The following is a 22,260-nucleotide window of genomic DNA, read 5'->3' as shown; positions in this document are numbered from 1 at the left end:
CATTGGCTCGCTGCGCCCGCAGTCCGCATTGCACGCCAAAGTCCCTGCGTGAGAGCAATAGCCGTGGGCGCTACGGCGTGGTGGGTTCCGCACCGGCTCGCCTGTGCACCGCATTGCATGCGAAAGCCGTTGCGGGGGAGCGAGAGTCGTGGGGAGCTACGGCGTGGTGAGGGATTGCACGACGGCGGAGGCGAATTTGAGATCGTCGGAGGTCGCGACGCGGGTGTAGGTGCCGCCGGTCTGCTCGGAGATGCTCTTCAGCGTCTGGGTGCCTTGCCCGCCGATCACGATGATGTCGACGCGAACGGGGTGGGCGCGGTCGATCGCGGCGGCCATGTCGCTGGCGAGTTCGGCGCCGGTGACCGTCGAGTCGTCCTCGGGCCCGTCGGTGATGAGCAGCACCGAATTCGTGCGGCCCGCGGTGTATCCCTTGATCGCGTTCTTGTACGCGGCGATGAGGGTCGGGTACGCCTGATCGGCGCGAAGATCGCTGGCCCGCACGGCAGTCAACGCGGTGCTGAGCTTGGTGCGTTGATCATTGGTGAGCGGGGCGGTGGCGGCCTGCACCTTGTACGGCGTGGTGCCGTCGAGGTTCTTGCCGAAGGTCCAGAAGCCGAGGCCGAAGTCGGGCGGCATCACGGTCATCGTGGAGTTCAGGGCGGCAAGCACGTTCGCGAGCCGGGTCATCGAACCGTCGGTGGTCGTCATGGAGGCCGAGACATCGACCAGGACAGTGGATTGCACCCCGAGGACCGGATTGGCCATGATGTCGCGCACCTTGTCGAGCGTGGCCCGCGACGGTACGGGGGTGCTCGCCGGCGCGGTGGTGAAGCCTGCGGCGGTGAATGTTTGGGCTTGCTCGGGGGCGCGTAGGTAGTCGGCGAAGAGACCGCCGATGAGATTCTGCGTCTTGTCCACCCACGGGCCGGACATCAGCGCGGCGGGGTGATCGGCGACCGGTGCGGCACCGGTCGGCTGGTAGACGGTCAGTCCCGCTTGGGTTTTCGCCTGCTGCTCGGTGGTGGCGACGGCGTGTACGGTGGCGGTCTGCGGAGCACTGGCGATGATGCCGAATGCCGCCGAGGTGTGCGGTGCGTCGGGCGCGTCGGCGGCGAGCCCGGAGATGGCGGACACCGCCTGACCGGACTGCGCGGCCTGCTCGGTGAGCGGCTCGGCGCCGGAGATCGCGGACCCGACGGCGACCGCCGCGGCGAGCGAGGCGTCGCCGGGCGGCAGCGCCATGCGTAGGCCGCCCCAGCCGGACAAGCCGATGTCGTCGAGTGAACCCTGTTGCAGGCGTGGCAGATCCGCCCAGCCGGTCTTGGCTTGGTCGAGCGCGCCGCGTAATTCGTCGGGCACCGCGAGCACGATCGGGCTCACCGCGATCGGGGCGGGCGTGCCTTCGATCAGCCCTGGCACGCGCATGGCCTCGATCGAGCGCGAGGAATCAGGGATCCACAGTACCGGCTGCGGGCCGAGGGCCTGGTCCCACGGCTTGCCGCTGGTGAAGGCGGCGGCGACGGAGGCAGAGGGCTGCGCGGTCACCGCTACCTGGGCGCAGTGGTCGCGCACCCGCGGTTTGGTCGCGTTGTACCGGTCCGCGGCGGCGCGGACCAGCGTGGCGATGTCCGGATCGGCGGTCACATACAGTGTGGAGGGGCCGGATACGCACTCCGCCGCGGCGGCGCTGTCCTCGTCGGCCGCCCTGTCCCGTAATTGGAGCCACGCGAAGACCCCGGCGACCAGCAGCACGATGGCGACCACTGCGATAACCGGACCTTTGCTGATGCCTCGGGATCTGGCTCCGCTGCGATGAGTGCCCACGCTGCACAGTGTATGTTCACCTGCGGTTTGCGGGCTCGCCGAGCTCGGCGAGCCGCGGCGAAACGCCCGCCGCCGTGCCTGCGGCGGGCACGGCGGCGGTGGTCAGGGGCGAATCAGCTGCCCGCGGTCGAACTCGTGACCACCCCAAACGCCGGACTGTCCGGTGCGGGCGGCGAATTCGGCACAGGCGGCACGGATGGGGCAGCCCGCGCAGACACCGCGGGCGTAGTCGAAGTCCTGCGACGGGTACGGGAACCACGCCTCGTGATGCGGGTCACCGCGGCAGGCCGCCCGATGCCACTCTCGGGAGTCCGAGAGTGGGAGCAGCTCGGCCAGGGTCAGCTCCACGACCGCACTGGTCTGGTTGCGAACGGTCATCGCGATCTCTCCTTTCTCGGTGGGTCAGGTGGCGGCGAGTTGCTTCCAGATCCGCCGTTGCTGCTTGACGTCGTGGTTGGGTGCTTTGGGTTGCCACAGCAGCCGCATGCCCGCTTCCTCGGGGGTGCGGTCGGCCTTGGTCGTGTTGCACGGTCCGCAGCAGGCGACGAGGTTGCTCCAGGTGTTCGGGCCGCCCCGGCTGCGCGGCCGGATGTGGTCGACGGTGCGGGCCCACGCGGCGCAGTAGCCGCACCGATTGCGGTCGCGGCGCAGGACGCCGGCCAGCGTGGCCCGGCTCTCGTCGTCGACCCGCGCGCTGTGCTCGATGTACACGTAGCGCAGCAGCCGAATGGTCTCCGGTAGCAGTACCTCGACGTGCTTCGAGCGGACCGGGAAGTGCGGCGCCCGGTCGGCGATCGACTCCGCGGCGCCCGCCATCAGCAGCACGACGGCCCGGTCGGCGCTGATCATGTCGAGCGCCTCGTAGGAGGCGTTCAGCACCAGGACCCCGGTGCGTATCCAGTTGTCGGCGGTGAGTGCCGCAGGGTCGGCGGCATGGCGGAATGGCATGGGAATCACCATGTTTCGGGAGAGGTCGAGCGGGCGAGGAGGTGGGGGCGGTCAGCGACCGGCCGGGAGGTGGCCGTCTTCACGTCCGCAGCTCAGCTGACGGCAGAACGCGGGTTTGTCGGCCGACAACCGGTGCGCCGCAGCATCGTTCGCCTTCATCGGAATCATCGCCACCTCCTCCTTTCCACGTGCTCGTGGATCACCGCTACCTGGTGATCATCGTCGAATCCCATGGTGACATAACGGACCTACCGCTGTCGGGTCATTTATTTCATGACCGACTCAGGGGGGTCAGGCGTTCTGGAGCTGGGCAGCGCCGAAGGAGACCCGGAATCGCTCGCACCAGATCGTGACACTGGTCAGTGCCGTCAAATCGGTGTCGGCGGCGATGGGGTAGTTCTGGCTGCCCTTGTTGCCTTTGAGGCTGCCGAGATCGGTGTGCGAGCCGTCGTCGAAGACGAACCAGCCCGCTTTCCCCTCGATCACCTCGGCGTCGGTGAGCCAGACGTGCAGGTCGGGGCCGTCGGAGGTGTCGAGATCTTCGAGCCGGAGCACCCGGCTGCCGTCGGGCAGTTGCAGGACGAGCACGGTGCCCGAGGTCTGGTGCTCGTGCGAGATGAGGCTGCCGCGCGCGAGCGTGCGCGGCTGCGCGGGCTCACCCGGCGCGGCCGGAGCGGTCACCGAGGGCGCGGCCTCGTTGACCGTGGTGTTGGTGAACAGCCGCCACGGCTGGGTCAGCGCCAACCCCACACCGAGCCCGATCACCAGCAGCACGGCCAGCGTCCAGGTGATCGGAGAACGCGCGATCCTGCGTACGGACACCATGGTTACCTCCTCGGAACGACCGTCCTGTCATTCAACACCGCCGCAGGACCTTTTCGCCCCTATCCGGTCATGGGGGCCGACAGGGGATTCGTTAACCGACGGAGGTGGGTCCCGAGCAGGCTCGTACGGCGAACCGCGTTACGCGATGGATAAGTGTCAGCTCACCCTCGCCTGTCGATGTTGGTGGCCTGGACGGTCTGTGTATGGTTCACGGGCCTGGCGACACCCCGCCGTAATGGCGGGGTAGGGGACTTGGCCTTGCGCATCTCATAGGCTGGGTCGTCGCAGCAAGCCATGGCATCAGGTATCCGACCCTATTCGCGAGTTCCGTTGACACGGAGGTTACGACGAGCATGAGCAGGATTGCCAGGTTCCATTCCAAGCCGACTGTGCTGATCGGCGTATTGACTGCCGTGGTCGCGCTGCTACTCGGCGGCGCTGTCGCGGTCGGCGCGCATGCCGAGGCACAGCAGGATCAGTCCTCCTGCGAGAAGCAGGCTTCGGCGATCAAGGAGTCGTTGAGCGCCTCGGAGGCACTGTCGACGGACGTGCAGGAGCAGGTCTTCCAGGACATCGGGGCAGGCCACGTGGCGCGGGGTCTCGGCAACCTGCTCCTCGCCATCGACAAGCTCAACGACAGCGATGCCGTCGCGATCGGCAGCGCCCTGTATGACAAGAAGTCCGATTTCCCGGCGGAGGTCGAGGAAGCGATCGACAAGGCGGCGGGTAAGGCGTTCAGTGGGGGCTCGGTCACCGAGACCGACGTGATCGAAGTGCTGACGGCGGCGCTGCCCGGTGCGCTGGAGTGCCTGGTCAACGGCTAGGGCGGTCCGGACCTCGACGGTGTGCGTCGAGGTCCGGTCGCACGTTTACAGGTTGCCGACGATGTGTTCGAGGCGCTGGGCGACGAGCTCGCGGGCCTTTTCACGCAGAGCCGGGCGGTAGCCGCTGGGGTAGACGGGATCGCCCGGGGCGTAGTCCTTGAGGACCTCCTTGGCGAGGGTGATCTTGTGCACCTCGGTGGGGCCGTCGGCGATCGCCATCACCTCGGCGTAGTTCATCATGTCCACGAAAGGCAGGTCGGTGCTGACGCCGATCGCGCCGTGCAGATGCAGTGCGCGCTGGGCGATGTCGTGCATCACCTTGGGCATGGCCACCTTGATGGCGGCGATGTCCTTGCGCACCTTCAGGTAGTCCTGTTCCTTGTCGATGCGCCACGCGGTGCGCAGCACGAGCAGGCGGAACTGCTCCATCTCGATCCAGCTGTCCGCGATGCGTTCCTGGGTCATCTGCAGGCCGGCCAGCGGGCCCTTGCGCATCGGGCGGGAGACGGCGCGCTCGGCCATCATGTCGAAGGCCTTGCGCACCAACGCGACCGTGCGCATGGCGTGGTGCACCCGGCCGCCGCCGAGGCGGGTCTGCGCGACGATGAAGCCTTGGCCTTCGGCGCCGAGCAGATGGTCGGCGGGCACCCGGACGTCGGTGAAACGCAGGTGGCCCTCGTGCTCGCTGAATCCCTGCACGTGGAAGTTCTTGACGATCTCCAGGCCGGGCGTTTCGGCGGGCACGATGAACATCGACATGCCCTGGTACGGGCTGACTTCGGTGTTGGTGACCACCATGACGATGTGGAAGCTGGCGAACTGGGCGTTGGAGTTGAACCACTTCTCGCCGTTGATCACCCAGTGGTCGCCGTCGCGCACCGCGCGCGTCTTGAATGTCGTCGGATCCGACCCGCCGGTGGGCTCGGTCATCACGTAACAGGAGCCGATCTCCCCGGCCAGCAGCGGCTCCAGGTATTTCGCCTTCTGCTCCGCGGTGCCGTAGTGCGCGAGAATCTCGGCGTTGCCGGAATCCGGTGCCTGGCAACCGAATACCGACGGCGCCCAGAACGACGTGCCGAGCACCTCGTTGAGCAGCGCGAGCTTCATCTGCCCGTAGCCCTGCCCGCCGAGTTCCGGGCCGAGGTGGCAGGCCCACAGTCCCTGCTGCTTGACCTGCTCCTTGAGCGGGCGCATGAGCGCCATCGCCTCTTTGTCGGTGCGGTCGTAGGGGTTCGGGTAGAGCAGGTCGAGCGGCTCCACCTCGGTGCGGACGAATTCCGCCGCCCAGTCCAGCTTCTGCTGGAAGTCCGGGTCGGTCTCGAAATCCCAAGCCATGGTCAGCCTTTCGTGTGATTGTCGGACGTGCGCACCACGCCGTCGAGGAAGGTGGTCGCGAGGATGTCGGCGATCTCGGCGGGGGAGTGCTCGCCGTGCGGCCGATACCAGAAGGTCACCATGTTCAGCATGCCGAGCACGCTGTTGGTCACCACATGGTCGTCGGTGCGGAGCAGCCCGGCGGCGTGGCCCGCGTCGATCACCCGCTGCCAGCAGTGCTGCACCCGGTCGCGGAGTTCCTGCAACTCCGCACCGCGCGCACCGCTGAGCGCGCCGACATCGCGCAGCTGGATCGCGACCTCGCGGCGGTGATCGATGATCAGGCCGACGTGGCTGTGGATCAGCTTGCGCAGCTTGGTGATCGGGTCGTCGCTGCTCGCGGTGATGCGCTCGGCGTCGACCAGCATCAGTTGAATGTAGTCGTGCAGGATCTGCCAGAGCAGCTCTTCTTTGGAGCCGATGTGGTAGTACAGCGCGCCGCGCTGCACGTCGGCGCGGTCGCCGATCTCGGCGACCCCGGTGCCGTGGAATCCCTTCTCCGCGAACAGTTCCACGGCGGCGCGCACGATGCGTTGCCGGGTGTCGCCCGCCGTCGACTCGGCGGCAGGCGGGCGGCCGCGGCGGCGGGTCGGTGCGACATCGGGCACCCGGGCACTCATCGGGCCGGATCCAGCACGACCTTGCTCACCCCGTCGGCGCGTTCGGCGAACAACCGGTAGGCGTCCGCGCCGTCGGACATCGGGAACGGATGGGTGACAACGGCTTCGGGGCGAAGCCTGCCCGCCGCGGTGAGCCTCAGCAAGGTGGGCAGCTCGTACTGGATCGAGCACAGGCCGATATGGAATTCGAGCTCCTTGACCTGTGCCAGCGGCATATGGAACGGATACGCCCGGTTCTGGCTGACGCCGATGACGCTCACCCGGCCGCGATGGCCGACCGCGCTGATGGCCAGCTTGATGGTGGCGTCGGCGCCGACGGCTTCGATCGCGACATCGGCGCCGCCGCCGAGCAGCTCGCGAATCGCGAGCTTCGGGTCCTCGGCCTCGATCGGCTCGGCGCCGAGTTCGGCGGCCTGCTTGCGGCGCTCGGGGATCAGGTCGACGCCGAGCACCCGCGCGGCACCCATCGCGAACGCCGACTGGATCGCCATCAGCCCGACCGGACCGAGTCCGATCACCACGACGGTCTCGCCGGGCGCGATCCGCGCGCGCCGGGCGCCGTACCAGGCGGTCGGCGCGTTGTCGGTGAGCACCACCGCGGCGGCGTCGCTGACTTCGTCCGGCAGCCGCACCAGGTTTCCGTCGGCGTGCGGGACGGCCAGCAGTTCGGCCTGCCCGCCGGGCAATGCGCCGCCGAGCCCGTAGCAGGCGTCGATCGCCAGCGGTGTGCGCTCGCAGGCGGCCACGATGCCGACCCGGCATTGGGCGCAGCGGTCGCACCCGGCCGAGGCGGCCACCAGCACTCGGTCGCCGACCGCGAGCCGACGCACCTCGGGCCCGATCTCGACGATCGCGCCGACGGCTTCGTGGCCGACGCTGTAACCGGTCTTGTCGGTGAAGCCGTGCCCGCCGTAGATGTGCAGGTCGCTGCCGCAGATGCCGGTCGCGGTGACCCGGATGATCGCGCTGTCCGGCGCGGTGAGGGTGGGGTCGGGCACGTCGGAGTACGAGATCTGCCGCGGGCCTTGGTAAGTCAGTGCTTTCATCGCCAACCGCCGTCCAGTGCGAGGGTGGCGCCGGTGCAGAAGGCAGCGGCGTCCGTGGCGAAGAATATTGCGGCGCCCACGATCTCGTGCGGCAGGCCGACTCGCTGCTGGGCGTTGAGGGTGTCGAGGTGTGTGCGCATCTCGTCGGGCCAGGCCTTCGAGATGTCGGTGGCGAATGCTCCGCACTGAATCGTGTTGACCCGCACCGTCGGTCCGAAGCTTTGCGCGAGACCCGCGGTGAGCGTGTTCAATCCGGCCTTCGCCGCGGCGTAGGGGAGGGCGAACGGTCCGGGCCGGACCGCCTCGATCGAGGAGATGTTGATGATCGAACCACCGCCGTCGGCCGCCATTCTGGTGCCGATGAGCGAGGAGAGCCGGAACGGCCCTTTGAGGTTCACGCCGATCACCTTGTCGAACAGTGCCTCGGAGACCTGGTCCAGGCTCGGGTACAGGGGTGAGAGGCCCGCGTTGTTCACCAGCACGTCGACCCGGCCGAACTCGGCGTACACGGTCTCCACCAGCGCGTCGCACTGCGCCCAGTCGCTGACATTGCAGGCCACCGGCAGGGCGCGGCGGCCGTGGGTGCCGCGCACCTCATCCGCCAACGCCACACAACTGTCGAGTTTGCGGCTGGCGATCACCACGTCCGCACCGGCCGCGGCGAACGCGAGCACCATCTCTTTGCCGAGGCCCCGACTCCCGCCGGTCACCACGACGACCTTGTCCCTGAGCGACACGCATACTCCCGCCAGATCAGAAAATGTTCCGATCAGTACATTAAATCGCGGCGGCGATACAATCAAGGGGTTGTCCGGCCGACCGCCGACACCCCGCGACGCGCCGACTGATCGATCCCCTCACGATCGGCGTGCCGAAATTGCAACGGCGAGAGGCCGCGTTCGACCCGCTACGGGGTGTTATCACTACCCACGGGTAACATGGATGCGTCTTTCCCACCCGGCTTTCTCAGAAGTGAGGCAGTAGATGACAGAGCGGATTCAGGTCGGCGGGCTTCAGGTGGCCAGCGTTCTCCACGAGTTCATCGAGAACCAGGCGCTCCCCGGAACCGGCGTAGATTCCGCCGCGTTCTGGGCCGGAGCCGAGCAGGTCATCAACGATCTCGCACCGCGCAATCGTGCGCTGCTCGCCGAACGCGACGAGATCCAGGGCAAGGTCGACGCCTGGCACGCCGAGCACCCCGGCGCGAACTACGACAAGGCTGCTTACAAGAGCTTCCTGAGCGAAATCGGCTACCTGCGCCCCGAACCCGCCGATTTCCAGATCGCCACCCAGAATGTGGATACCGAGATCGCCGCCACCGCGGGCCCGCAGCTCGTGGTGCCGGTGATGAACGCCCGCTTCGCGATCAACGCCGCCAACGCCCGCTGGGGCTCGCTCTACGACGCGCTCTACGGCACCGACGCCATCTCCGAGGCCAACGGTGCGGAGAAGGGCAAGGGCTACAACAAGGTTCGCGGCGACAAGGTCATCGAGTGGGCCCGCAACTTCCTCGACGACTCCGCGACCCTGATCACCGGCTCGCACGTCGGCTCGACCTCCTACAAGATCGTCGACGGTGAGCTCGAGGTCGGCCTGGAAGACGGCACCGAGATCGGCCTCGCCGATCCGTCGCAGCTCGTCGGCTACCTCGGCGACCCGGCCGCGCCGACCGCGGTGTTGTTGAAGCACAACGGTTTGCACATCGAGATCCAGATCGATCCCGAGTCGCCGATCGGCAGCACCGACACCGCGGGCGTCAAGGACCTGGTGCTGGAGTCCGCGATCACCACGATCATGGACTTCGAGGACTCGGTGGCCGCGGTGGACGCCGAGGACAAGGTCCTCTGCTACCGCAACTGGCTGGGCCTGATGAAGGGTGATCTCAGCGAGCAGGTCAGCAAGGGCGGCGAGACCTTCACCCGCACCATGAACCCCGACCGCGTCTACACCGCGCTCGACGGCAGTGACCTTGTGCTGCACGGTCGTTCGCTGCTGTTCGTGCGCAACGTGGGTCACCTGATGACCAGCGATGCGATCCTCGACGCCGAAGGCAACGAGGTGCCGGAAGGCATCATGGACGGCCTGGTCACCTCGCTCATCGCCACCCACTCGCTGCGCGGCGACACCGAGCTGAAGAACAGCCGCACCGGCTCGGTCTACATCGTGAAGCCGAAGATGCACGGCCCCGACGAGGTCGCGTTCACCACCGAACTGTTCGGCCGGATCGAGGACGTGCTCGGCCTGCCGCGCAACACCCTCAAGGTCGGCATCATGGACGAGGAGCGCCGCACCACGGTGAACCTCAAGGCCTGCATCCAGGCCGCCGCCGACCGCGTCGTGTTCATCAACACCGGCTTCCTCGACCGCACCGGCGACGAGATCCACACCTCCATGGAGGCCGGGCCGATGGTCCGCAAGGCCGACATGAAGGCCCAGCAGTGGATCAAGTCCTACGAGGACTGGAACGTCGACACCGGCCTGGCCACCGGACTGCCCGGCAAGGCACAGATCGGCAAGGGCATGTGGGCGATGCCGGACCTGATGCACGACATGCTCGAGCAGAAGATCGGACACCCGAAGGCGGGCGCGAACACCGCGTGGGTGCCCTCGCCCACCGCCGCCACCCTGCACGTCACCCACTACCACCAGGTGAACGTGCTCGAGCGGCAGCAGGAAATCATCAAGGGCGGCCCGCGCGCGAACGTCGACCAGATCCTGGAGATCCCCCTGGCCGCGGCACCGAACTGGTCCGCCGAGGAGAAGCAGCAGGAACTCGACAACAACTCCCAGTCCATCCTCGGCTACGTGGTGCGCTGGATCGACCAGGGCGTCGGCTGCTCCAAGGTTCCCGACATCGAAGACGTCGCCCTCATGGAAGACCGTGCCACCCTGCGCATTTCGAGCCAGCTCATGGCGAACTGGCTGCGCCACGGCATCGTCACCGCCGACGAGGTGGTGGCCAGCCTGGAACGGATGGCACCGGTGGTGGATCGGCAGAACACCGGCGACGCGAACTACCGGCCACTCGCGCCGGACTTCGCAGGCAGCATCGCCTTCCAGGCGGCCAAGGAGTTGATCCTGGAAGGCACCAAGCAGCCCAACGGGTACACCGAGCCGATTTTGCATCGGCGGCGGCGGGAGGCCAAGGAGGCCTGCAAATAGCGTGCCGTTCAGTGCCTGAAAAGTAGCGTCTAGCAGCTCTTTCCTGCTCGGAGGCCCCGCACCGGAGACACCCGGAGGCGGGGCCTCTTCATTACTGGAGATCAGCTCAAATACCGGTCCGTACGCTCAAAACGGTCACAGGCGGTCAGTTACATACGTCCTCGCTGCCGGGATCCCAACCTAAGGGCCGACCTTGCAAATCGCTCGAGGAATTCGCCCGATGGGCACCGTACGACGCTCTGGCCCCGCACAATTGACTGTGCGTGCACACATCTCAGCCCAGGCTGCGCAGGCTGGTCGATGAGGGATTCGGGAGGGACAGCGATATGGTGCTCATTCTGGATACCGAGCAACTCGATCCCGGCGACCGCGAGGACGCGGTCGCCACGTTCATCCAAGAGGTTTCCGCGCCGTCCTATATGACACCTACACCGTCCGACGGCAGAATCGGTGCGCGTTTTGACGCCTGGACATTCGGGCCCGTCGATCTGGTGCGCAATCGAGCCTCCGGCTTCCGGCTGACCCGCACCGCGAAACAGATCCGGATCGCGCCGGCGTCGCTGCTGGCACTCACCTTGCAGGAGGTGAGCACCTGCCTACTGGAGCATGTCGGCCACCAGTGGCGCACCACCCCCGGCAAGTTGTTCATGATGCACATCGACAGCCCCTATCAACTCGACTGGGGCGGCGGCGGCGCGACCTCGATGTTTATTCCGCTGGACCGGCTCAACCTGTCCGTCGACCGGATCCACGCCGCCGTGACCTGGCCACAGCACAGCCCGCTGCAACCCATGATCGCCCAGCAGATCGCACAGATGGCCGCCACGGCCGACGCACTCGCGACGGACCCGGCAGCAGGACAACTGGGCCACGCGTGTACGGAGATGGCCCGCGCACTGGTCATATCGGCCAGCGGCGGTAGCACCGACGGGGCAATGCTTCCCCGGGAGATCCTGCTCGCGCGGATTCGGGACTACGTCCAGCGCGAACTGTTCAACCCCGACCTGTCTCCGGAACAGATCGCTCGCGCCCACCACATTTCCGAACGCTACCTCTACAAACTCTGTGCCCAGACAGGTTTCAGCCTCGAACAACACATCATCACCCAACGCCTGGAGCGAGCGCGCGACGAACTCGCCCGACCCGACACCCGGCACCGCACCATCGCCGCGATCGCCCGCGAATGCGGATTCAAGGACCCCTCGCATTTCACCAGGCGCTTCCGCGACACTTACGGCATCTCCCCGAGCCGATGGCGACAATCGGTCCAGTAAACGCGTCGGCCGAGGCTGGCCGCCAGGTCATGCTTTCTGAACACAGGCACCTGTGCCGACAGATTCGTGGCACGTCGATCACCGTTTCACCATCTTGAACCAGCCGGCGGGCCAGGTGGCGACCCGATGCTTCTGCGGGATCTGCCGAATGACTTCCTGCCGGCTGACGGAGCTGCTCGATCGGAGCGTTATCGCGCGGGTGGCTGGCGGGGCTATCCCGCCGGTCTGGCGCCATCATGAACGCAGCGGCGCTGCACTGGTGGCTTCGTTGCCAGCCGCGCGGAGCGCCGCTGCCGACCGAAAGGTCTGCCCGGAGTGGGGGGCCGGGCAGGCGGATTGCCGTCGCGCGGCGGCTCAATGCTGTACGGCGGTCAATCCACCCAATACGCACCATACGGTGCACGATCGCTGCACAATTGGCTGTGCGTGCACGACCCTTGACCTCCGCGGAACCGGGTTGTGCCAGGAAGACGGGATGGCAGTCGTTCTCGATACCGGCCGACTCGATCCCCAGGACCGAGCCGAAGCGGTCGCCGCGTTCGTCCGCGAGGCCTCAGCGCCGTCCTACATGACCCACACCCCGGATAGCGGCGCGGTCGAGGCACGCTTCGACGCTTGGAGTTTCGGGCTGGTCAACATCGTTCGCAATTGCGCCTCCGGCTTTCGGCGCACGGCGAAACAGATTCGGGGCTCACCGACTCCGCTGCTCGCGCTGACCCTGCAGGAAATGAACACCTCGCTGCTAGACCATGCCGGTCATCAATGGGTCAACATCCCGGGCAGATTGTTCAGGATGTATATCGACTGCCCCGATGAACTCCACTGGCGTGGCCGCGGAGCCACCCCGACGATGATCCCGCTGGATAGGCTCGGGCTGCCCGTCGACCGAATCCGTGCCGCACTGGCCCCACCGCGGCGCAGCCCACTGCACCCCTTGGTCGCTGGACCCATAGCTCAGATGACCGCCGCCGCTGAGGAACTCGCGGCGGAACTCGGCGCGGAAAAGATTGCCCGCACACACAACATTTCCGCACGCTACCTCCACTAACTCTGCGGACCGGGGAGTTGGAACACCCGGCATCGGAACGGTTTTCGATTGCGTGGACGATCAGGTTGGCCGAACAGATGTAGCGGGCTGGCGAGGCCCGCGTACTTCGAGCGCGGATATACATACTTCGATCGCCGATGTGTGTTCTTGGTGTGCGAAAGCGACCGCAGGCGTTGACCGAACCGCAGTGCTTCATCCTTGCCGCGTTACTGGAGTGCGCGCGGCACGGATACGGAATCATCAAGGCTACCGACCGTGCGGCCGATGGCAGGCTCAGGCTTGCGGTGAGCACGTTGTACGGAGCGAATGGAGAGGCCCGGGCTGGTGGCCACCGAACACGAGGAGATAGTGGACGGGCGGCCCGCGCCGGTATTACCGGCTCACTCCGAACGGTAAAAGCGTGCTCCAACAGGATGCCTTACGCATGGAACGAACCTCGTCGGCCGACGTCGTCGTAGGAAAAAAGAGCACACAGCCACCACTCCCAAACGATCAACTCTGCCAGGGCTGTAGATACCAGCTCGAAAAAGCGAGCCGCTTTTTGCACTATAGACCGCTGACGTGCCCGGTCGATCGAATTATGCACCGGCGGCATATCGCCCATGCGCGGCCACGATTTCCGACTGCGATCGTGACGCGCCTGCCTATCATCGAGGGATACTTACGGTCGCAGTGTTGCGAAACCGATTGTGTGCCAAGCGCTTCACCCTCTCACCACGTGTGCAAGAACGTCGGCAGGGCTGCCCGTGAACATGATATCGTTACCCGACAACCGCGACGCCGGGCGAGCGCAATCCGAGCTCGCCCGAAGCGCGCCGGACAACAGTTCACGACGCTGCGCACGATGCGACGCGGAATTGGCACGCGACAACCGCGGCATACTCTGCCGCCCCTGCAACAGGACACGGGAGCGGGTCCCGCGACTGCGTGCGACGGACTGGCGGGCCGAGGATATGCGCAAAGCCTTGCACAGCAAGGATATCGGCAGCGTGCTTCACGCGTGGCGACATCATCGGGCCCACGGACCCCGCCCCGTTCCGCAGACGGAATTGGCTCGCTGGCTCGGCATCACCCAAGGCCAGCTCAGTCGAATCGAGAACGGCCGCAACAGAGTACGTGATCTGGACAAGCTCATCCGATACGCCCGGATGCTGGCCGTTCCGGCGGAACTACTGTGGTTCGACACAGACGATCCCGCACCGGCATCGCCGCCTACGCCACACGCGTTGCGGTTGCGCAACGGGGCAGTCCTCGCGCCAGCACCCCTGGAACCGATGCTGATCGACTCGCTCCAAGGGACGCTGAAGGAGTACGTGCGCACAGACAATGTCGCCGGTCCACAGCCGCTGCTGCCGATCGTCACCCAGCAGGTGAAGTTCGCCGCTCGCCTCGCGCGCACCAGCCGCGGCCTCGCCCAGCCACGGCTACGCCTCATGCATGCCCGATTCGCCGAGTTCCTGGGCTGGTTGCACCAAGACAGCGGGAACCTTCCCGAAGCCGCCGCATGGACCTCCACCGCTGCTCGCGTGGCCCGCGAAACGGGAAACGACCGCTTGCTGTCCTACATTCTGATGCGGCAAAGCAACCTCGCCACCGATGCCGGCGACCCGCGCACCACCATCACTCTTGCCCGAGCGGCGTTGCAGGCCGCTCCCGATCTCCCCCCGCGCCAACGAGCGATGGCGCTGCGTCAACTGGCCTACGGCCACGCCCGGCTCGGCCACAGCGCCGACACCGTGCGCGCCATCGAACTCGCCAAGGAACAGGCGGCACGTTCCGACGACAATGACGACGACGACCTCACCGGCTACTGCACGGTCGAATACATCGCCATGGAAGCCGCACACTGTCTCATCGAACTCGGCCGTCCGGAACAGGCCATCCTCGCCTTGGAACCCCAACTTTCCTGCTGGCACCAAGAAAACCGACGCGACCTCGGCCGCGGCCTGGCGCTGCTCGCACTTGCCTTCGCCCGAATCCGACAACCCGACCAAGCTCTCGACGTCGCCCAGCACGCCCTGCAGATCGTCGCGGAGACACGCTCGACTCGAACCGAACTCGAGCTGTACCGGGTTATGCGGGAACTGCACGCCAGCGGCGCACACGACCACGCCGCGCACCTGCGGATCATCCTGCGGAATACTCTCGCATAGCTGAACGGTTTCGGTTCAATAGTTCACGATTCCGAGAACGATGATGATCACGTAGGTCGCTGAACAACCAACCCGCGTAGGCAATGCGCAGCATTGGTGCCGCCCGCCGGTGCTCCATAAAAGTATGCCCCACAAGGAAACCTTTGCCCCGCGCTCGAAAAGGACCATCACCTCTACCGAGAACCAGTCGGCGCATACTTCCTCGGTATACCGCATCCAGATCGTGTATGCAGCTGCCCACGACGCAGAAGAGCGCTGCGGACACGATCGTGAAGATGCATCCGAGCTAGAATTCGACATGGTGGCCGGAAAAGCCATCGCACAGGTCGCTCAGCCGACCAGTCGCGGCCAGGATTCGGCACGAGCCCGCCAAGGGCACGAATCCAATGAACAACACTATCAACGAGATCGGCCCCATCCGGAGACACAGGCGATGAGTCTCGGGTGGAGATATTTGCTCGTGGCACGGTACCAGCAGCACCCCCTGGGTAGCGGGTATCGATTTGGGTTTGTGTCATAGGTACTCGACTTTCTAGTCTGTGAATCTCGATCCAGGTTCTTCGGATTGCCTCAGCGATCTCTATGGCCGACAAGGTGGGCCAAGTCGATCAGGTCCCGCGCGGTCATGGGGTGGGGCAGTGCGGTGATCGCGGCCGTAATTCGTTGCTCGACTTGGCGGGCGGCCGATCGACGGCCTCCTGCGGCTTGTACCAGGGTGGCGGCATGTGTTGCCTCGGTCTGGGTGATCGGTCTTCTCGACCGGTACAACTGTGACAGCTCTTCTGCCGCAGGCGTTTCCGATGCCAGAGCCGCGACGACGGGATATGACTGCTTGCGCCGTATCAGGTCGCCACCGGCGGGTTTACCGGTCGTTGCCGGATCACCCCAGATTCCCAGGACGTCGTCGACGAGTTGGAACGCCAAACCGAGTTCGCGGCCGAAGCTCGCGAGCCCGGCGGTCGTCGACGAGTCCGCACCCGCACACAGAGCGCCCAGGGCCGTCGCACATCCGAAAAGCGCACCGGTTTTGCCCGCGGCCATCGTGAGGTAGTCCTCGATCCCGACGATCGGCCGGGTCTCGAATGCGCAGTCCTGCATCTGACCTCGGCACAATTCCACTGCCGCAGACTCCAACCGCGCCACTGCCTCGCTGCCGAGGCGGCCCGGAAACGTGGTGGCGAGAACCCGCACCGCGAGCGCATGTAGCGCGTCGCCGAGACAGATCGCCTGCGCTGTTCCCCACACGGCCCACACCGTCGTCCGCCCTCGACGTAACCGGTCACAATCCATGACGTCGTCGTGGACGAGGGTGAAGTTGTGCATCAACTCCACCGCGACGGCGGCCGCGGCGACATTTGCGGGATCGGCCGCGCACGCCTTGGCCGCCCCGAATACCAGTGCGGCGCGTAGACCTTTGCCCCATCCCGACCGCGTCGGTTTGCCCGACCGGTCGCACCAGCCGAAGTGGTAGTTGGCCATTCGGTCGATCGGATCGGGCAGTGCTGTGACGGCCTCGCGTAGACCAGGCTCGCAGAATCGACGCGCCTGGGACAACAACGCAGCGCCGCGACCGGAGAACGTCACGCTCAACGTGTCGGTCATGGGGCCCGTCCTTTCTCGCATTGCTGCGCATCGGCCACCGAATCGAGAGTCTCCCCCCAGGATCGGTGAATAGGGTTGCGGTTGAACGTCATTGCCCCCGCATGGCCACGATGTCGTGCATGCATACCCGTGTCGGACATGTCCCCGGTGCACATTCGGTCATCGATCCGTATGCGCCGCAGGAATGCCCGGCATTCGTGCGAGTACCTCCTCCGTCGCGACGAAGTTCGCGGTGTTGACTTCGATGACCCGTACGAAGCCACGGAGGTGATCGGCATGGAATTCGGTGGCAGCTCGACCCTCGGGAGTGCGACGACCGGCGAGAACACCACCGCGTCAACCGAAGTCGAGGGCAGGAGCGGCATCGGCAGCGCGAGAGGCAAAGCGAATTTGATCGGAGAGAACACTGTCGTCTACGGCTCGTCTGCCGTGGCGATTCCGGTGCCGGTGACGGCGACCGCGCGCTGGTCGTCGGGTGCGTTGCCATTCGACGGCCGGGCTGTCCGACGAACCGACATCGGCGGACTCATCGACGTGCGATTTCGGTTCTCGCCGACACGGGCTGGCCAGGCTCGACCCGTCAGGCAGTCCGGTCGGTCGAGGCGATGCTGCATCGAGATCCGTTGCGGGCGAGAGCCCTACTCGACAGCGCACTGCACATCATCGATTGCGCGCTGGCCGACTTCCAACTGGAGACGCCCGCGCGCTGGGTGCGCGGATGAGTCACTTCCATGCCTTGTCGGGTGAGTTCGGAGTCAGTACAACCGCATTGGATCGACTGGTGGCAGCCGCGCACGCCGCGGTGCGCTTGGGGGCCAAACTCACAGGGGGCGGGCTCGGTGGATGTATGCTCGCACTCACCCGGCCCACCGAGAATCACCGAAACCGCCACTCGCGCAGCGACACCCGCTGCCATCCGTATCTGCTCGGCCACGGCGGTCGCGTACCCCGACACGGCGTTGGTCAAGTACTGGGGCAAACGCGACGACCCGCTGATCCTGCCAGTAACCGGCAACCTGTCGATGACACTCGATATTTTCCCGACGACCACCCGAGTGACACTGCTACCACGGGCCACCACCGATCACATCGTGCTCAACGTTCGCCCCGCGCAGCCGCACACCCGGATCCTGGTCGAAGGTTTCCTCGACGCGGTGCGGGCGCTGGCCGGACGTCCGGAGCGTGCGCGGGTGGACAACACCAACACCGTCCCGACCGGCGCCGAGTTGGCGTCCTCGGCCAGCGGCTTCGCGGCCCTCGCCGCGGCAGCGTCGGCCGCCTATGGACTGCTTGGGACACGCGGGCGCTGGCGCGGCGCGGATCGGGATCTGCGTGCCGGTCTACGGCGGTTTCGTGATCCGGCATGCCGGAACCGGTTTCGGTGTTGCGGACGATGACAGCGGCTATGGCGAACCGTTGCCGAGCGGGCCGGATGCCGCGCTGGTGAACGCGATCGTCGATGCCGGACCCAAGCAGGTGTCCAGTCGTACCGCGATGCGGCAGTCGATGACAACCTCGCCCTCGTATCTGCCGTGGGCGTGCGCCACGCGACCGCATCTGATCGCGATGCGTGAGGCGATCGCGCTGCGAGATCTGGTGCGGGCCGGGCAGATCGCCGAACACGACGCGCTCGGTCTACATGCGGTGCGCTGCTGGCCGCGCGACCCTCGATCCGCTACCTGTCGCCGGTCTCGCGGCGTGTGCTCGACCATATCGAGCGACTGCGAGCTACCGGAATCCCCGCATACAGCACCATCGATGCCGGACCGAACGTCGCGGTCCGGCTGCGCCAGAGGGTACGAGCAACGAGTGGTGGCGGCGCTGCGCGAAGTCGAGGAATTGCTCGCGGTCCGGATCGCTCATTCGAGTCCCGGCGTGGCGGTGATCGGGGTGATCGCTCGATGATCACTCGGCGGGCCCGGGCAAGCTGTTCCTCGCCGGTGAATACGCCGGCCTCGAGCCCGGCCAGTCCGCGCGGCACTCGTCGCCGTAGACCGCCTGCTGCCGAGTTTCCCCCTTCGATGCCGAGGAAGGCATGTCATTCCTGTTCGATGCTGTAGAATTGTCGCGCCCATCGACGGTATTTCATGATCGGGCCATCCCCCTTAGCGAGGCGCGGTCGCGCCAGATACCTCTTGTTCTGCCAGATGGGATAATCGCGCTTGGCATCCGAGCGGAGCATATGGAGAATGATTCGTTCGAGCCATCGCAACGAGATGCGCGCACGAAACCCGAACAGCCTTTCAAACCGCAGCGCCCACCTGATTTCGATATGAAATGGGTCTACCGGGGTAGACATACCCCAAAATCGGAACACAGTACGAAACGCTGGGATCTCAGCTTTGACCGCAACAATTCCCAGGCCGTAGACCGTCGCCTTCAAATGTACTGGCGCTATCGTAGAGAATGTTATTCCTCGACCTTGAAACCCAATCGATATATTGCAGAATTGATTGTTGAAATCAAACTCGGAGTATGCCACTTCGGCATGATGGACGGGCTGGAAATGCCCAATGTCGAATGCGTTTTCCATGAACTCCTGGGGATGGTCGACAAGTATATCCGTTCGGACAACTGTAGGGCGGAGGTCGGGCGGGAGCGCGTCCGGGATTGTCCAGTCCGGCAGTTCGTTCTGCGCGTGATACCACACTACAACGATGCCGTCCACCTCACGCACCGGCACAAGTGTCAGGGACAGCGCCGTCGGCGGCGCGGTGCCGTAGCCAGTACGCACGCACGCACCCGACGGGTCATAAGCGAAATGGTGGAACGGGCAGACGATATCCTCACCGTCCACCCGCCCGCCGTAACCCAGGTGTGTCCCTAGATGCGGGCAGAACGGGCGCACCGCACACACCCGCCCTGACCGAGTCCGATACACCACGAGGTCTTCACCAGCCAGCCGCTGGCGCACCAACCGCCCCGGCAGCAACTCGGTGGACAGGCAGACGCTGTACCAGCTGTTGGGGTACGGCAGCCGCACGTCGCAGTCGGGCAGCGAACGAGGCGGACCGCCGTGTACTCCCGCTTCGCGCCATGACTCGGTAAGGCGTCGCGCTGGCGACATGACTGCCCACCTGCTCTTTCTGACGAGGTCGGATGCGGTGTTCACGTCACGAGCGGACCGGCGCTCGATTTGGGCGGGCCGGTGATGTTGTGTTGGTTTCCACGGATACCAGCGTGTGAGCATCGACCGCCGGGCCTCGCCATGGGGGACTCCGGTCGAGCCGTTGGCATCGGCGTCCGCCGTACGTCTCTTCATTGCCATGTCAACTAGTCCGTTCGGCGAGGTGAGCGGCTAGCCCAACTAAGTCCGCGGCGTCATCGCCGGCCGCGCGCTGATCGCACCGCCAACGCCGGTCGTATCGTCTTGCCGCGGTATTGTGTCGGATTGCCGTCGGTATCCGACCAATCGATGTGGTAATGGGCGACACGGGCCGAGGCCGTTGGCAAACCATCGATTGTCGCCTGGAGGGCCGGTTCCACCAGTAGTCGCATCTCGTCGAGAACCTGAGCGACCGGGGGTCGTTTCGACCAGGCCCGAACCGTGTGGGAATTCCGGAATCACCGGTTGCCAGCGGAATTGCCACCATAAGTTTCCCCGATGCTCGGTATGGACTCGAAATAGGTCACGGGCGGCCGGTCTTCCGGCACTTCTGCAGTGGTAGCGATGTGGCGCTGGGGGTTGAACAGGGGAAGAACCGGGGCGTCCACTGACCCCAGCATCGAACGACCAGCGGGCTGGCGGAAGCCCATGTGGTGTATGAAGGCCAAACGCGCGACGCATACTCACGCCTCCGCTGATCTGTTACCGACCTTGCATTGATCATGATTGTTGGTCAGAGTCAGTCCGGGTTTCGGTCAGGCAGCCGTCGGTCGCTCGATCTATGCACGACAGGTCACTGCCCTGGTAGGTCTGCGTTCCCTCGGTTCCACTCGCTGAGTCGCTTCCGCGCACCCACCCGGATAACTAGTCCACAGGTAAGGGCGGCGTTCCCCGTGACGCGATTCAGGGCGTTACGCGCATGCTTGTCATCGGTTGATGCCTCCGGTGGTCTCGGCGCGCATGTTCGCCATGCGCGTGGTGTATATCCGGCGATCGTGGCCACATTTATCATTGAACACACGACGATGCACGATTATTAATTGATCGCTGCTCGGTGCCTCTACCTCGCCAGGTCCATCACCGAATCGAACTTTAAAAACCATATTCCCAAAGGGCAGTGGCTGCGCCCACTGTCCCGCCGACTCCTTCGGCGAATGACTGACAGATTAGAAGAGCAGGTGCCTCGCATGACGACGGACGATTTTCGGAGTCCAAGCGCGACCGGTAACGGCCCCGTTGTAGATACCGCGCAACTCGTATTGCCCTCCCAGGTATTGCCTGAGAGTTTCGACCTGTCGATGCCGTTCCCCTATAGGATCAGCCCAGATATCGAACGAAGCAGGTCTCAGCACATGGCATGGGTCGCTGAACGCGGCCTATGGAAGTCCGCAGCGGCGGAGGCCACCTACCGAATTGTCGACCAACCGTTAATTTGTGCGCTGACTCACCCCGTGGCGACCGGCGAGGACCTCGATCTCTACATCAATGCAATATGCTGGAGCTGGCTGTGGGATGACTCGATCGACAAACCCGGCCCTGGTCAGGCGTCACCCAAATGGGCGAGACGTATCTTGGACGCCTACCGCGAGGCCCTTTACGGCCGGCCACCGAGTACAGCAGAGATCCCGTTGGTCGCGACTTTCCGGGAACTCTGTCTACAATTCAACGATCGGACTACCGAACACTGGAGACACCGCCATGAAGTTCACTGGGAGAACGCTTTCAGTGGATTCCTCCAGGAAGCCACGAACAACGCCGCCCAACGCATCCCTCCGCTCGACGAGTATCTCGAGATGCGCCGCGGCACTGCAGGGATCGATATCGCCCTGGACTGGGTGGAGGCCACCAGCGACTACGAGCTGTCGCCACAGGCACACCAGGATCCATACCTGATGACGCTGCGACAAGGTCGGGTAGATATCGTAATGTTCACCAACGACTTGTTCTCCGCTCGTAAAGAGTGGGACGAAGGAAATACAGATAATATAGTCCACGTTCTAGCCAATAAGAACAATTGTTCGTGGACCGAAGCGGCGCACACTGTCGAGGGCATGATCGCAGACACGCTCACACATTGCCAGCAGACCACACGCGCGCTCAAAATGTCTGACTTCTACCGTCACACACTCCCCGGCGAACGCGCAATCATTGATCGATTCGTCGAGGCGATGGAAGCGTGGAACCGCGGAAACCTGGACTGGCATCAACATTCCCCTCGATACCGGGCAGTCAAATAGACCGCTGAGATGCAGTCCCGTCATCTAGAAGTCTGTCAAACTGCCAAGTACAGGATGCGCGAGAACCGCATATTGCATAATGCGGATGCTCTCTTCACCGAAAGCCCCCGAAATTAACCGGGCTGGCGCAGCTGTAGCGGTCGCGGCCGCGTTGCAGCGGTGGGGATTGGGCCGTGCATTGGTCGAGGTGCGGGTCTATGGTGATATTCCTTCGGCC

The 22,260-nt window shown here is 65.2% G+C and carries 18 protein-coding genes and 1 pseudogene; 9 read left to right on the top strand and 10 right to left on the bottom strand.

The features are described 5' to 3' along the window. Positions 1 to 156 precede the first annotated feature (156 nt). The 4 genes from ACIHA7_RS12320 to ACIHA7_RS12305 form a co-directional block, all read right to left on the bottom strand. Positions 157 to 1,824, bottom strand: coding sequence for a VWA domain-containing protein (locus ACIHA7_RS12320; protein WP_397288523.1), 1,668 nt, complete (start codon positions 1,822 to 1,824; stop codon positions 157 to 159). A 102-nt stretch (positions 1,825 to 1,926) separates the two neighbouring features. Continuing rightward, positions 1,927 to 2,202 carry a WhiB family transcriptional regulator gene (locus ACIHA7_RS12315; protein ID WP_397288521.1) on the bottom strand — a complete coding sequence of 92 codons (276 nt, stop codon included), beginning with the start codon at positions 2,200 to 2,202 and terminating at the stop codon, positions 1,927 to 1,929. Between the two features lie 24 nt (positions 2,203 to 2,226). After that, a complete protein-coding gene (locus tag ACIHA7_RS12310) occupies positions 2,227 to 2,772 on the bottom strand; it encodes an HNH endonuclease (RefSeq protein ID WP_397288519.1) in 546 nt (181 codons plus the stop codon). Positions 2,773 to 3,063: 291 nt separating this feature from the next. Continuing rightward, complete coding sequence (locus ACIHA7_RS12305; protein WP_397288517.1) at positions 3,064 to 3,597, bottom strand: DM13 domain-containing protein; 534 nt, start codon at positions 3,595 to 3,597, stop codon at positions 3,064 to 3,066. 353 nt (positions 3,598 to 3,950) lie between these two features. On the opposite strand from ACIHA7_RS12305, the gene ACIHA7_RS12300 reads away from it, so the two are divergent. Continuing rightward, positions 3,951 to 4,421, top strand: coding sequence for a hypothetical protein (locus ACIHA7_RS12300; protein WP_397288515.1), 471 nt, complete (start codon positions 3,951 to 3,953; stop codon positions 4,419 to 4,421). A gap of 45 nt (positions 4,422 to 4,466) precedes the next feature. Here the strand turns inward: ACIHA7_RS12300 and ACIHA7_RS12295 are convergent, their stop codons facing one another. From ACIHA7_RS12295 to ACIHA7_RS12280, 4 genes are read right to left on the bottom strand one after another with little or no spacing between them, the layout of a single operon-like run. Beyond that, positions 4,467 to 5,756, bottom strand: coding sequence for an acyl-CoA dehydrogenase family protein (locus ACIHA7_RS12295; RefSeq protein ID WP_397288513.1), 1,290 nt, complete (start codon positions 5,754 to 5,756; stop codon positions 4,467 to 4,469). Between the two features lie 2 nt (positions 5,757 to 5,758). After that, complete coding sequence (locus tag ACIHA7_RS12290; protein ID WP_397288745.1) at positions 5,759 to 6,403, bottom strand: TetR/AcrR family transcriptional regulator; 645 nt, start codon at positions 6,401 to 6,403, stop codon at positions 5,759 to 5,761. 8 nt (positions 6,404 to 6,411) lie between these two features. Continuing rightward, positions 6,412 to 7,461 (bottom strand): zinc-binding dehydrogenase, encoded by a 1,050-nt coding sequence (locus ACIHA7_RS12285; RefSeq protein ID WP_397288511.1) that lies wholly within the window; start codon positions 7,459 to 7,461, stop codon positions 6,412 to 6,414. Further along, a complete protein-coding gene (locus tag ACIHA7_RS12280) occupies positions 7,458 to 8,198 on the bottom strand; it encodes an SDR family NAD(P)-dependent oxidoreductase (RefSeq protein ID WP_397288509.1) in 741 nt (246 codons plus the stop codon). Before ACIHA7_RS12280 ends, ACIHA7_RS12285 begins: the two co-directional genes overlap by 4 nt. Before the next feature lie 247 nt (positions 8,199 to 8,445). Between ACIHA7_RS12280 and ACIHA7_RS12275 the strand changes: the two genes are divergently transcribed. The 4 genes from ACIHA7_RS12275 to ACIHA7_RS12260 all read left to right on the top strand — a co-directional run bounded on the left by ACIHA7_RS12275 (position 8,446) and on the right by ACIHA7_RS12260 (position 15,098). Continuing rightward, a complete protein-coding gene (locus ACIHA7_RS12275) occupies positions 8,446 to 10,623 on the top strand; it encodes a malate synthase G (RefSeq protein ID WP_397288506.1) in 2,178 nt (725 codons plus the stop codon). A gap of 326 nt (positions 10,624 to 10,949) precedes the next feature. Beyond that, complete coding sequence (locus tag ACIHA7_RS12270) at positions 10,950 to 11,897, top strand: helix-turn-helix transcriptional regulator (protein WP_397288504.1); 948 nt, start codon at positions 10,950 to 10,952, stop codon at positions 11,895 to 11,897. 457 nt (positions 11,898 to 12,354) lie between these two features. After that, positions 12,355 to 12,945, top strand: coding sequence for a hypothetical protein (locus ACIHA7_RS12265; RefSeq protein ID WP_397288502.1), 591 nt, complete (start codon positions 12,355 to 12,357; stop codon positions 12,943 to 12,945). 989 nt (positions 12,946 to 13,934) lie between these two features. After that, the gene (locus ACIHA7_RS12260) at positions 13,935 to 15,098 is read left to right on the top strand and encodes a helix-turn-helix domain-containing protein (RefSeq protein WP_397288500.1); all 1,164 of its coding nucleotides are present in this window, start codon (positions 13,935 to 13,937) and stop codon (positions 15,096 to 15,098) included. 570 nt (positions 15,099 to 15,668) lie between these two features. On the opposite strand, the gene ACIHA7_RS12255 is transcribed toward ACIHA7_RS12260, so the two are convergent. Further along, positions 15,669 to 16,700: a polyprenyl synthetase family protein gene (locus ACIHA7_RS12255; RefSeq protein WP_397288498.1), complete on the bottom strand. Its 1,032-nt coding sequence runs from the start codon at positions 16,698 to 16,700 to the stop codon at positions 15,669 to 15,671. Positions 16,701 to 17,418: 718 nt separating this feature from the next. Here ACIHA7_RS12255 and ACIHA7_RS12250 point away from each other — a divergent pair. The 3 genes and pseudogenes from ACIHA7_RS12250 to ACIHA7_RS12240 form a co-directional block, all read left to right on the top strand. After that, positions 17,419 to 17,508, top strand: a pseudogene (locus tag ACIHA7_RS12250) (hypothetical protein); the annotation flags it as partial. A gap of 31 nt (positions 17,509 to 17,539) precedes the next feature. Next, on the top strand, positions 17,540 to 18,097 hold the full coding sequence (locus ACIHA7_RS12245) for a hypothetical protein (protein ID WP_397288496.1): 558 nt from the start codon (positions 17,540 to 17,542) through the stop codon (positions 18,095 to 18,097). Then, positions 18,054 to 18,605: a hypothetical protein gene (locus tag ACIHA7_RS12240; protein ID WP_397288494.1), complete on the top strand. Its 552-nt coding sequence runs from the start codon at positions 18,054 to 18,056 to the stop codon at positions 18,603 to 18,605. Before ACIHA7_RS12245 ends, ACIHA7_RS12240 begins: the two co-directional genes overlap by 44 nt. A gap of 133 nt (positions 18,606 to 18,738) precedes the next feature. On the opposite strand, the gene ACIHA7_RS12235 is transcribed toward ACIHA7_RS12240, so the two are convergent. Next, entirely contained in the window at positions 18,739 to 19,812 is a 1,074-nt protein-coding gene (locus tag ACIHA7_RS12235) for a Rieske 2Fe-2S domain-containing protein (protein WP_397288492.1), read from the bottom strand. Positions 19,813 to 20,993: 1,181 nt separating this feature from the next. On the opposite strand from ACIHA7_RS12235, the gene ACIHA7_RS12230 reads away from it, so the two are divergent. After that, entirely contained in the window at positions 20,994 to 22,043 is a 1,050-nt protein-coding gene (locus ACIHA7_RS12230; protein ID WP_397288490.1) for a hypothetical protein, read from the top strand. The last annotated feature ends 217 nt before the right edge of the window (positions 22,044 to 22,260 follow it).

Source organism: Nocardia sp. NPDC052316 (assembly GCF_044547795.1).
In the GTDB taxonomy this organism is placed as follows: Bacteria; Actinomycetota; Actinomycetes; order Mycobacteriales; family Mycobacteriaceae; genus Nocardia.
The sequence above is the reverse complement of the archived record's forward strand: the minus strand, read 5'-3'. Positions and strand labels throughout refer to the sequence as shown.